The sequence below is a fragment of the Tardiphaga sp. 619_E2_N8_4 genome (genome assembly GCF_051810905.1).
GTDB classification, from domain to species: domain Bacteria; phylum Pseudomonadota; class Alphaproteobacteria; order Rhizobiales; family Xanthobacteraceae; genus Tardiphaga; species Tardiphaga robiniae.
Genome location: NZ_JBPWQJ010000001.1, coordinates 3,679,714 through 3,691,409, shown reverse-complemented (window position 1 = coordinate 3,691,409; position 11,696 = coordinate 3,679,714). Strand labels below are relative to the sequence as shown.

Below are 11,696 nucleotides of genomic sequence, written 5' to 3'. Positions count from 1 at the left end.
GTGCCTAAAGGGAGACGCTATCCATTCACCCGTTCGACCTTGGCGACAACGGCCTTGGCGCGCAACTGGTTGATGATCGCGCTGAGATGTTTGAGGTCGTAGACACCGAGGTCGATGGTCTGTTCGGTGAAATCGGGCGAGCGGCGATGCATGCTGATATTGTCGATATTGCCGTCATGGTCGGCGATGACCTGAGCGATCTGCGCCAGACTGCCCGGCTCGTTGACATTCTGCAAAAAGAGTCTGGCTGGGAAACGCTGCGGCGAGGATTCATCGATATCCCAGCGCACGTCGACCCAGCGCTCCGGCTCCTCTTCAAAATCCTTCAGCGCCGGTGACTGGATCGGATAGATCGTGATGCCCTCGCCCGGCGTAACGATGCCGACGATGCGGTCGCCCGGCACGGCGCCACCGTTCGGAGCGAATTTAATTGGCAGATCGGAATCGACGCCACCGATCGAGATGATTGAGGTGAAGCGTGCCGCGCCATCCGGCGTTCTGACCTTGTCCGCCGTCGACTTCTTGTTGTTGGCCGAAAAGCGGCCGATGCGCTCTTCCTTGTAGTCGGGATACATCGCACGCGCGACGTCCGCGGCGCGCAATTCGCCGCGGCCGACCGAGGCCATCACATCGTCGATAGACGTGCGCGCCAGACGCGGCAGCGCGCCCTTCAACTGGTCGTCCGAATATTCCATCTTGGCGCGCACGAACAGGCGCTCGACGATCCGGCGGCCAAGGCTGGCATATTGATCACGGACCGCTGTTCGCGTCGCACGGCGAATGGCGGCGCGCGCTTTGCCAGTGACCGCCAGGCCTTCCCATGCGGATGGCGGCGCCTGCTGTGCGGCCGAAGTCAGCACTTCGACTTCGTCGCCATTTTGCAGCTCGGACGACAGCGGCGCGAATTTGCCGTTGATCTTGCAACCCACCGCACTGTTGCCGACGTCGGTATGCACGGCATAGGCGAAATCGACCACATTGGCATTGCGCGGCAGCGCGATCAGCTTGCCCTTCGGGGTGAAGCAGAACACCTGGTCGTGGAACAGTTCGAGCTTGGTGTGCTCCAGGAATTCTTCCGGATTGGTACTCTCCGAGAGAATGCCAATGGTATGGCGCAGCCATGAAAACGCATTCGACTCGCGCTTGAGCATTTCGGTCGGCGAACCGATGCCATCCTTGTAGAACGCATGCGCGGCGATGCCGTATTCGGCGATGCTGTTCATGTCCTCGGTGCGGATCTGCAGTTCGACGCGCTGGTTGCCGGGGCCGATCACCGTGGTGTGGATCGAGCGATAATCGTTCTGCTTCGGCGTCGAGATGTAATCCTTGAAGCGGCCCGGCACGACGGGCCAGGTGGTGTGCACGACCCCGAGTGCGCGGTAGCACGCCTCCATGTCCTGCAGCACGACGCGGAAGCCGTAAATGTCCGACAGCTGTTCGAAGCCGACCGACTTGCGCTTCATCTTGGTCCAGATCGAAAACGGCTTCTTGCGTCGGCCGGTGACCCGCGCCGCGATGCCGTTCTTCTCCAGCTTCGTGGAGAGATGGCTCTCGATCATGTCGATGAGGTTGCGATTGCGTTCGGTCAGCGAGTCCAGGCGCTGCATCACCACCAGATAGGCGTCGGGATCGAGCACCTTGAACGACAGTTCCTCGAGCTCCTCGCGCATCGCCTGCATACCCATGCGGCCGGCGAGCGGCGCATAGATGTCGAGGGTCTCCTCGGCGATGCGGCGGCGCGAGGCCGGCGGCATGAACTCCATCGTCCGCATATTGTGCAGACGGTCGGCAAGCTTGATCAGCAGGACCCGGACGTCGTCGGCGATCGCCAGCAGCAGCTTGCGCAGGTTCTCGGCCTGTTTGGCTTCGCGCGACACCAGTTCGAGCCGCTTCAGCTTGGTCAGGCCCTCGACCAGCGCGCCGATTTCGGCGCCGAACAGCTTGTCGATTTCGGTCCGGGTCGCCTCGGTGTCCTCGATCGTGTCGTGCAGCAGCGCCGCCACGATGGTGGCGTCGTCGAGCTTCAGGTCGGTGAGGATCGCCGCCACTTCCAGCGGATGGGAGAAATACGGATCGCCGGAGGCCCGTGTCTGCTCGCCATGGGCGACCATGGCATAGACATAGGCGCGGTTGAGCAGATCCTCATCGGTGTTCGGGTTATAGGCCCGGACGCGGTCCACCAGATCGTATTGCCGCATCATCCGGACACGGGACGTCCGCGGCACCTTGGCCGGAATTGGCGTCTCTGCAGACAGCGTTTCAGGCGAAACTGGCGAGACCGCGGCGACCGTGTCGTTCGCAGCCTGCATCTGCCGTTTATTACGGCGCGAAGTCGCCATCCTAGCCTCGTTCGATCCGGTCAGCAGCGACCTGGATTCTTCGTCTCAAGTTTGCCCCGAAACGGACTGCAAAAGCAAAGGCCCGGACGCATGTCCGGGCCTTTGTGATGACTGATAATCAAAACGGCTAAGCAAAAGACCGTGTGTATCGCTTTACTCGTCTTCTTCGGGCTGCTCTTCCGGCGGAGCGAGGCCTTCGAGACCCTTGAGGAGCTCTTCTTCGGTCATACGCTCGACGGCCACTTCGGTATCGTCGGCATCGACGCTGGCGCCAGCGGAACCGATCAGCGGAATCGTATCCGGCTCCGGCTCGTCGACTTCCACGAACTTCTGCAGCGAATGGACCAGTTCCTCACGGAGATCTTCCGGGGAAATGGTCTGATCAGCGATTTCGCGCAGCGAAACAACCGGATTCTTGTCGTTGTCCCGATCAATCGTAAGTTGTGAACCGGACGAGATCATTCGTGCCCGGTGTGCTGCCAGCAACACCAAGTCGAACCGGTTGTCGACCTTATCGATGCAATCTTCGACGGTTACGCGCGCCATAAAATGTCGCTCCGTTTGTTGTGGGACCGAATATGATGATTAAGTGCTGTGCGTATAGGGACTTTGCGGCATTCGCAAGGACCAATTTGGAATTGCGTCCTTCTTGGCTTGGTTTTCTGCCGCACTATGGTACCCTCAAAAAGACCGCAGAAGCGGTGGCACCATCTGGCCAGAAGCGGATATCTCGACACCAAAAGGCTTCATTGCAAGGGAAGATGGATCGGCATATTCGGGCAGTTCCAGACCAGCTGATTGCGTGGCGTCAATAAAGCCGATCCGACGAAGAGCGGACGACAAATGTGATTCAAATGCGCAACGACGAAGTCGCGCCAAAAACGCTAACAACAACAAACCACATGAGAAAACTTGATGTCCCTCACATCTAACAAGATCGCACTCTTCATCGACGGCGCCAACCTGTACGCCACCGCCAAGACCCTCGGCTTCGACATCGACTACAAGCGCCTCCTCAAGGAATTTCAGAGCCGCGGGACCCTCGTCCGGGCCTTCTATTACACCGCCATTATTGAGGATCAGGAATACTCGTCGATTCGCCCGCTGATCGATTGGCTCGATTACAACGGCTATACGGTGGTAACCAAGGCCACCAAGGAATTCATTGATGCGTCCGGCCGACGCAAGGTGAAGGGCAATATGGACATCGAGCTCGCTGTCGATGCCATGGAACTGGCCGAACATGTCGACCAGATCGTGCTGTTCTCGGGCGACGGCGACTTCCGCTCCCTGGTCGAAGCCGTGCAGCGTCGCGGTGTCCGCGTCACCGTGGTGTCCACCATCTCGAGCCAGCCCCCCATGATCGCCGACGAGTTGCGCCGGCAGGCAGACGTGTTTACCGATCTCATGGAGCTGCAGAGCAAGCTCGGCCGCGATCCGGCAGAGCGCCCTGCTCCGCGCGAGCCGCGTCACCAGACGCCGCAATTCCTGCAGCGCGCGACCACCATGGCGCCACGAGGCGATGAAGATTTCGAAGACTAAGACGCAACTCAGCAGACAACAGCCGGCGGTGGTCGCCTCCGCGATTTCCGCCGGTACTCCCACCGACCCCGGGCGCGATTGTCCCCTCTGCCCACGTCTCGTCGACTACCGCATGGCGGTGCGCGCGAAGGATCCTGGCGGCTATAACGGCCCCGTGCCGTCGTTCGGCACCTCCGATGCAGCGCTCCTGATCGTGGGCCTCGCCCCCGGCGTGCAGGGCGCCAATCGTACCGGGCGTCCCTTTACCGGCGATTATGCCGGCGACCTGCTCTACGAGACTTTGCTGGATTTTGGCTTTGCCTCCGGCACCTATGAAGCACGCCCTGATGACGGGCTGACGCTACAGGATTGCCGGATCACCAATGCCGTGCGCTGTGTACCACCCCAGAACAAGCCGCTCCCCGTCGAGATCACCACCTGCCGGCCGTTCCTGATTGCCACGATGGACACCATGCCGCGATTGCGCGCCATCGTGCTGCTGGGCCGCGTCGCCCACGACACGATGCTGAGGACGCTCGGCATTCGCGCCGTGACAGCGCCCTTTGCGCACGGCGCCGTCCACGATGTCGGCCGCTTCAAGCTCTACGACAGCTATCACTGCTCGCGATACAACACGAACACGCGCGTGCTGACGCCCGAGATGTTTCGTGCGGTGTTTGCGCGAGTGAAAGCGGATCTGGCGCAGTAAGTCAGCGAACCGTTCGCGACACAAAGTCGATGAAGGCGCGCACCTTCGCCGGCGGATGATGTCGCGACGGATATAGCGCGTAGAGCGGAAACGTCTCGTCGGCCCAATCCGGAAACAGGTTGACCAGGCTGCCTTTCGCGAGTTGATCCTTCACGGCAATGGCAAGCACCTGGCAAATCCCCGTCCCCGCCAGGCACTCCGTCAGCATGGTTCCCGCATCGCTCAATACCAGCCGGCTTGAGATCCTGACAGGAAGGACTTTGCCCTTGCGATGAAACTCCCAGTCGTAGGGGCGACCGGTCTGCGGATCGCGAAAATCGATGCATTGGTGCTTCAGCAATTCCATTGGCGCCTGCGGTCGGCCATGGCGTTTCAGATAGCGCGGTGACGAAACGGTCAGCACCTGAATATCTGCAAGCTTGCGCGAGATAAGAGATGCGCCGAGTGGCTCGCCGAACCGCACGGCCACATCAACGCCATCGGCCACCAGATCGCCGACGTGTTCGCGGGTGATCGTCTCCAGTGCCAATTCAGGAAATGTCGCGAGAAAACCACCGAGATGACCGGCCAGCACGAGGCGTGAGAAGAATGGATCGATATTGACCCGGAGCCGACCTCGCACCCGAGCCGAAGCGCCGGAGGCATCGACTGCCGCCTCCTCGATCTCCTCCAGCGACGGCCGCACCCGCTCGTAAAACCTGCGCCCCTCATCGGTGAGCGCAATCGAACGCGTCGTGCGGTCTAGCAACCTTACGCCGAGCCGGGCCTCCAGCCGCGCGATCGCGTGACTGACGCCGGATGCCGACATACCCAGCGCCTCTGCCGCCCGCGAGAAACCTCCACCTGCGATCACAGCATCCAGCACGGTCACGCCGGTCAAAAGTCGTCCGTCCATCGCAACGCCATTCCTGATGTTTTGTCAGCAATGATGTGACCTGTTCTCGTTTCAGTCAAATATCGAAAAATGGGACAACACCGGCATTCTCACCCATTCGGAGAGCCACCATGTTCGCCATCACAGGAGCCACCGGCAAAGTCGGCGGCGCTGTCGCCCGCACGCTGCTTGCCGCCAATCAATCCATCCGCGTCGTCGTTCGAGATCTCAGCAAAAGCAAGACATGGGCAGCACGCGGCGCGGATATCGCCCTCGCCGACACTCGCGATGCCTCGGCGCTGACAAAAGCTCTCTCGAACGTCGACGGCGCGTTCGCGATGCTGCCGCCGACATTTGACCCGAGCCCCGGTTTTACCGAGGGCCGCGCGATGATCGAAGCCCTCCACACCGCACTCCGCGTGGCGCAGCCGCCGAAACTGGTTGTGCTTTCAACTATTGGAGCGGATGCGCCGCAGCCGAATCTGCTCAACCAGCTCGGACTGCTCGAACACGCACTCGCCGACTTGCCGATGCCCGTGACCTTCCTGCGCGCGGCATGGTTCATGGAGAACGCGGCGTGGGATGTCACACCTGCACGCACGGATGGCGTCATTTCGAGCTATCTCCAGCCGCTGGATAAAACCTTCCCGATGGTCTCCGCGGACGACGTCGGCCGCACAGCAGCAGAGCTCTTGCTCGAAAGCTGGGTGGGCCATCGCGTGATCGATCTCGAAGGTCCACGCCGCGTGTCGCCGAACGATATCGCCAAGGCGTTCACGAACGCGCTCGGCGGTCCCGTCAAAACTCGCATCGTTGCGCGCGATGGCTGGGACAGACTATTTCGCGAGCAAGGCATGACGAATCCGACACCGCGAATGCAGATGCTCGATGGCTTCAACGAAGGCTGGATCGACTTCCCCAAACGCGAGGCGGAATCGCGCAAGGGCACGATCACAATCGATCAAGCGATCAAAGCGCTCGTTGTCGAGACACCCGTCAAAGCAGGCTCGTCCTAGCCTGGGCTAGACCGGGTTCGCCTTCAGCCATTCCAGAACATCGCCTGCGTTCCGGTCCGGCGGAAACACCGGATAGAACACATGGGTGATCTTGCCGTCATCGATGATCATGGCCATGCGCTTGATCATCGTGAGATCGGCGACCTCCATGGTCGGCAGGCTGAGTGCGTCACTCAGCTCAAGTTGCTCGTCGGACAGTACCGGAAACGGCAGATGCAGCCGTCCAGCCATTTCGGTCTGATATTCGTTGCTCTGCGTCGACAGGCCAAACACATGCTTGGCACCAGCGGCCTTCAGCTCCGCGAACAGATCCCGGAACGAACAGGTTTGCGGCGTGCAGCCACGCGCGCCCGGAATCATGTCCCAGTCATCGACCAGCCCAATCTTGCCGGGCTCGCCGGTGCGCGGATAGCCGAACACCACAGTGCGACCAGTGAGCTCGGACAGCGTGACCGCCGTATCGTTGGTGGCGCGCAGGCTGACCGGCGGGATGGTCATGCCGGTCAGATGATTGGCGGCGCCGTCGTCTTCCGGCGCCGGAATCTTGCTCCAGTCGACTTCGAGCAGGTTGCCTTGCGTCATCTCATCCTCTTGTTTGAAAGAATGGGCGACGCCCAGCCTTATCCCCGCGCGCGCAACAGACGGCCCTTCTCGCGGCCCCAGTCACGGTCCTTCTCGCTCGCACGCTTGTCGTGGAGCTGCTTGCCCTTTGCCAGCGCGAGCTGCAGCTTAACCCGGCCGCGTTCGTTGAAGTACATCTTCAACGGCACAAGGGTCATGCCCTGGCGTTCTACCGCACCCATCAGCTTGTTGATCTGCTTGCGATGCAGCAGCAGCTTTCGCGGCCGCTTCGGCTCGTGGTTGAAGCGGTTGGCCTGCAGATATTCAGGTATGTTGCAGTTGATCAGCCAGATCTCGCCGTCCTTCGGATCGGCGTAGGATTCCGCAATGGTGCTCTTGCCGTTGCGGATCGACTTCACCTCGGTGCCTGTCAAGGCGATACCCGCCTCGACCGTGTCCTCGACGGCATAGTTGAACCGCGCCTTGCGGTTCTCGGCGATCACTTTGATCGGGCGTTCGTTCTTTTCGGCCATCGTTCAATACTTTCAGCGTGCTGACCGAATATAGGGCCCCGAATGCCCGACCCAAGCCTTGGGCTCAGGCCTTCTTGAGCAGGTCGCGGATCTCGGTCAGCAGTTCTTCTTCACGGGTCGGCTTCGGCGGTTCAACCGGCTTGGCGGCATCGTTGCGCTTCAGCTGGTTCATGAAGCGGATCACCAGGAACATGACAAAGGCGACAATGATGAAGTTCAGCGTCAGGGTCAGGAAGCTGCCCCAGGCCAGCACGGCGCCCTGCTTCTTGGCGTCGGCCAGATTGGTTGCCGTAACGGATTTTGAGAGACCCGTGAAGTAATTCGAGAAATCGAGACCGCCGGTGATCGCACCGATGATCGGCATGATGACGTCGGCCACCATCGACGAGACGATGGCACCGAAGGCCGCGCCGATGATCACGCCGACCGCGAGATCGACCACATTGCCCTTCATCGCGAAATCGCGAAATTCCTTCAGCATCTGCAATTCCTTTTTGTTTTCAACGAACGACAAGTACGCGCTTACAAATAGGGAGAGATGACGCAGCCAAAATCACTCAACATCCGGTTGATGCAGATGCCTAGTTGATGAGGCCGGCGAAGACCATGGCGTCGCGGATCACCTTGCCGGTCGGCGGCGTCACCGTCATCAGCGGCAGACGTACCTCTTCCTTGATGCGGCCCAGCAAAGCGAGGCCGTGCTTGGCGCCGGCAAGGCCCGGCTCCTTGAAGATCGTGTCATGCAGCGGCGTCAGGCGATCCTGGACCTTGAGCGCCCCGGCATAGTCGCCCTTGAGCACCAGCGACATCAGTTCGGCACACAGCTTCGGCGCAACATTCGCCGTCACCGAAATGCAGCCATGACCACCCGCCGCCATATAGGCCAGCGCGGTCATGTCTTCGCCGGACATCTGGATGAAATCCGGTCCCATCGCGTGACGCTGCTTGGACACACGCGCGAGATCGGCAGTGGCATCCTTCACGCCGGCGATGTTCTTCAGCTCATACAGGCGCGCCATGGTGTCCACGGACATATCGACCACCGAACGGGGCGGAATATTGTAGATGATGATCGGAATGCCGATCGCGTCGTTCACCGCCTTGAAGTGCTGATACATGCCCTCTTGCGTGGGCTTGTTGTAATACGGCGTCACCACCAGCACCGCATCCGCACCGGCCTTCTCGGCGTGCTTCGCCAAAGCTACCGCTTCCTTGGTGGAGTTGGATCCGGCGCCAGCGATCACCGGCACGCGGCCCTTGGCTTCGTCGATGCACCATTCGACGACCTTGTAATGCTCTTCGTGGCTCAACGTCGGGCTCTCGCCCGTGGTGCCAACCGGAACGAGGCCGTTGCTGCCCTCGGCCATCTGCCAGCTGACGAGCGCACGAAAGCCTGCCTCGTCCAGCGCGCCATCTTTGAACGGCGTGACCAGCGCGGTGTAAGACCCCCGGAAATTCGTCTTGGTGGCTGCCATGGTCTGCTCCGAACGCGATGCGGCTTTAGCCGTCTGCTTGAACCGATTGATTGAACAGCAAGTCTTACCGAGTCTGTGGCTGCGGCGAAAGACCGCCCGAAGCGGTTTCAGCGCGGTTTACCGGCTGTTTGGCCGTGATTTCGCCGCCGTGGCCGGGCAGAGAGGAGCAAGCGGTTACAGAAATTGACGATTTGGTCACCGTTTCAATCAAATACATCATGGGAATGCGTGCGATTGTCTGATTCGCCGCGAGGGAACGCCGTGAAGCACCTGCTCCTCACCTCGACTGCGCGGCGGACGGCCTTGCAACGGACAGCCTTGGGCTCCGGTCTGGCGCTGGCGGTCGGAGTATCGGTGCTGGCCGTCGAGGCCTGGGCGGCCACCAAGGTTCCATTGCCGAAAGCGCGCCCCATTGCGCGCAGTGCCGCACAGGCCCCCACGGCCGTGGCGACCCCGGCGAAGCCGCTCGCGCCGGATGCTGCGAGCCCGGCTCCCGCGATCCAGCCCGCCACCCGCCAGCACGCGGCGCTTCCGCCGGCTGCCAAGAAGCCGGTCGCCCGCGCTGCCGTCGCGGCGACGACATCCACCCCACAGGCGGATGCCGAAACGCTCGAAAACGTCATCGAGCTGATCCGCAAGCGCAAGGGTTCGGAAGCCGCGCAGGTCGTGCAGACGATTGGCGATCCGGTGGCGCGCAAGCTCGGCGAATGGATCTATCTGCGCAGCGATGACAATGGCGCTTCGGTCGAGCGCTATCGCGCTTTCGTCGCCGCCAATCCGAGCTGGCCATCGCAGACCTTCCTGCGACGCCGCATCGAAGCGGCGCTGTGGGACGACAAGCGCGACGACTCCGCGATCCAGTCTTATTTCGAGAGCGAGAAGCCGATTTCCGCCAAGGGCAAATTCGCGCTCGCCAAGTCGCTGCTCGCGCGCGGCGACCGTGCCGGCGCGGAGCGGCTGATCCGTGATGCATGGCGCAGCGATCCGTTATCGGGCGATACCGAGAACATGGCCATCGACATGTTCGGTCCGCTGATCACACCCGGCGATCACAAGGCGCGCATGGACATGCTGCTCTATGGCAGCGATTCAGATGCCGCGCTGCGCTCTGCCAAGCGCCTCGGCGGCGCGCAGATGGCGCTCGCGCGGGCCCGCATCGGCGTCACCAAGAAGGCATCGAACGCCAACGCGCTGCTCGCTGCAGTGCCGTCCGAGCTGCATAGCGACCCCGGCTACATCTTCAGCCACATTCAGCAGCTGCGCCGCGAGGAGAAATTCGGCGAAGCAGCGCGGCTGATGATTGCAGCGCCGCGCGAACCGCAGCGCCTGCACAATCTCGACGAATGGTGGATCGAGCGACGTCTCACGGCGCGCAAGTTACTCGACGTCGGCGAACATCGCTCGGCCTATCTCGTGGCACGCGATGCTGCCCTGCCGGCGCGCGACATCTACAAGACCGAGCAGGAGTTCACTGCCGGCTGGATCGCGCTGCGCTTCCTGAAAGATCCCGCAACTGCCGCTCAGCACTTCGCACGTATCGGCGTCGGCAGCGTCAATCCGACAGCCCTCGCCCGCGCCGGTTACTGGCAGGGCCGTGCTGCGGAAGCCGCAGGCCGCAGCCAGGAAGCCCGGGCCGCCTACACGCGCGCAGCAGAGCAATCCACCAGCTATTACGGCCAGCTCGCGCGCGCCAAGCTTGGCCTGCAGCAGCTTGATATCAGCGGCGCGTTGACCGCCCGCGCGCGCGGGCTCGATCGACTGGAAATCGTCCGCGCGGTGCAACTGCTCTATGCCATGGACGAGCGCGAAGTCGCCATTCCCATTTTTGGCGATGTCGGCGAGAACGGCGATCCGGAAGCTGTGCTCGGCCTTGCCGAGCTCGCGCAACAGAACAAGGATGCCCGCGGCACATTGCTGGTCGGCAAGGCGGCGCTCAATCGCGGCCTGCCCTTCGATCACTATGCCTATCCGACAACGGGCATTCCGAGCTACCGCCCGATCGGTCCCGAAGTCGAGTCTGCCGTGGTCTATGCGATCGCACGGCAGGAAAGCGCCTTCAACCCGGCCGTCGTGTCACCGGCCCAAGCCTATGGTCTGATGCAGGTGACGCCGAGCGCGGCGCAATACGTCACCAAGCGGCACGGCGGCACCTATGACCTTGCGCGCCTCAAGGGCGATTCGGTCTACAACGCCACGCTGGGCGCCGCCGAACTCGGTGGCCTCCTTGAGGACTATCGCGGCTCCTACATCATGACCTTCGCCGGTTACAACGCCGGCCGCGGCAGCGTGCGCAAATGGATCGAACGCTACGGCGATCCGCGAGATCCCAAGGTCGATCCGGTCGATTGGGTCGAGTCGATTCCGTTCTCGGAAACGCGCAACTACGTCCAGCGCATCATGGAGAACCTGCAGGTCTATCGCGCCCGCTTCGGCGGTGGCTCACGGCTGCAGATCGAGGCCGACCTGCATCGCGGTGCCAGCAGCAGCGTCGAATAGCGTCAATCAGGACAGTGCAAATACGTCGGATGGGGTAGACCGCAGACGCGTAAGCGTCGAAGCGAAACCCGTCCTGCCCCTCGGCATAGCGATCAATCACGCAAGCAAAAACCCCCGGCAGTTTCCTGCCGGGGGTCTTTGTTTCAGATAGCGATTGCCGTGAGGCAGTCGA

General features: G+C 61.7%; 11 protein-coding genes. 4 read left to right on the top strand and 7 right to left on the bottom strand.

Annotation, left to right across the window (positions count from 1 at the left end; translation table 11 throughout):
* Positions 1–17: 17 nt before the first annotated feature.
* Positions 18–2,339, bottom strand: coding sequence for a RelA/SpoT family protein (locus AB8A23_RS17695; RefSeq protein WP_439058719.1), 2,322 nt, complete (start codon positions 2,337–2,339; stop codon positions 18–20).
* A 153-nt stretch (positions 2,340–2,492) separates the two neighbouring features.
* Positions 2,493–2,885, bottom strand: a complete 393-nt coding sequence (gene rpoZ, locus AB8A23_RS17690) for a DNA-directed RNA polymerase subunit omega (RefSeq protein ID WP_068732476.1) — start codon at positions 2,883–2,885, stop codon at positions 2,493–2,495.
* A gap of 369 nt (positions 2,886–3,254) precedes the next feature.
* Here rpoZ and AB8A23_RS17685 point away from each other — a divergent pair, with 369 nt between their 5' ends.
* Both AB8A23_RS17685 and AB8A23_RS17680 read left to right on the top strand, forming a co-directional pair.
* Positions 3,255–3,881: a LabA-like NYN domain-containing protein gene (locus AB8A23_RS17685; RefSeq protein WP_068732474.1), complete on the top strand. Its 627-nt coding sequence runs from the start codon at positions 3,255–3,257 to the stop codon at positions 3,879–3,881.
* The gene (locus AB8A23_RS17680; RefSeq protein ID WP_439058720.1) at positions 3,862–4,569 is read left to right on the top strand and encodes a uracil-DNA glycosylase; all 708 of its coding nucleotides are present in this window, start codon (positions 3,862–3,864) and stop codon (positions 4,567–4,569) included. The genes AB8A23_RS17685 and AB8A23_RS17680 overlap by 20 nt, the downstream gene beginning before the upstream one ends.
* Before the next feature lies 1 nt (position 4,570).
* Here the strand turns inward: AB8A23_RS17680 and AB8A23_RS17675 are convergent, their stop codons facing one another.
* Positions 4,571–5,464 (bottom strand): LysR family transcriptional regulator, encoded by an 894-nt coding sequence (locus AB8A23_RS17675; protein WP_439058721.1) that lies wholly within the window; start codon positions 5,462–5,464, stop codon positions 4,571–4,573.
* Positions 5,465–5,574: 110 nt separating this feature from the next.
* Between AB8A23_RS17675 and AB8A23_RS17670 the strand changes: the two genes are divergently transcribed.
* Positions 5,575–6,459: an NmrA family NAD(P)-binding protein gene (locus tag AB8A23_RS17670; protein WP_439058722.1), complete on the top strand. Its 885-nt coding sequence runs from the start codon at positions 5,575–5,577 to the stop codon at positions 6,457–6,459.
* A 6-nt stretch (positions 6,460–6,465) separates the two neighbouring features.
* On the opposite strand, the gene AB8A23_RS17665 is transcribed toward AB8A23_RS17670, so the two are convergent.
* The 4 genes from AB8A23_RS17665 to dapA all read right to left on the bottom strand — a co-directional run bounded on the left by AB8A23_RS17665 (position 6,466) and on the right by dapA (position 9,028).
* Positions 6,466–7,041: a peroxiredoxin gene (locus tag AB8A23_RS17665; RefSeq protein WP_093761390.1), complete on the bottom strand. Its 576-nt coding sequence runs from the start codon at positions 7,039–7,041 to the stop codon at positions 6,466–6,468.
* 38 nt (positions 7,042–7,079) lie between these two features.
* Positions 7,080–7,553 (bottom strand): SsrA-binding protein SmpB, encoded by a 474-nt coding sequence (smpB, locus tag AB8A23_RS17660; protein ID WP_068732465.1) that lies wholly within the window; start codon positions 7,551–7,553, stop codon positions 7,080–7,082.
* A 64-nt stretch (positions 7,554–7,617) separates the two neighbouring features.
* Complete coding sequence (mscL, locus tag AB8A23_RS17655; RefSeq protein WP_439058723.1) at positions 7,618–8,034, bottom strand: large conductance mechanosensitive channel protein MscL; 417 nt, start codon at positions 8,032–8,034, stop codon at positions 7,618–7,620.
* 100 nt (positions 8,035–8,134) lie between these two features.
* A complete protein-coding gene (gene dapA / locus AB8A23_RS17650) occupies positions 8,135–9,028 on the bottom strand; it encodes a 4-hydroxy-tetrahydrodipicolinate synthase (RefSeq protein WP_093761388.1) in 894 nt (297 codons plus the stop codon).
* A 336-nt stretch (positions 9,029–9,364) separates the two neighbouring features.
* Here dapA and AB8A23_RS17645 point away from each other — a divergent pair, with 336 nt between their 5' ends.
* Positions 9,365–11,524 (top strand): lytic transglycosylase domain-containing protein, encoded by a 2,160-nt coding sequence (locus AB8A23_RS17645; RefSeq protein ID WP_439060503.1) that lies wholly within the window; start codon positions 9,365–9,367, stop codon positions 11,522–11,524.
* Positions 11,525–11,696: the final 172 nt, after the last annotated feature.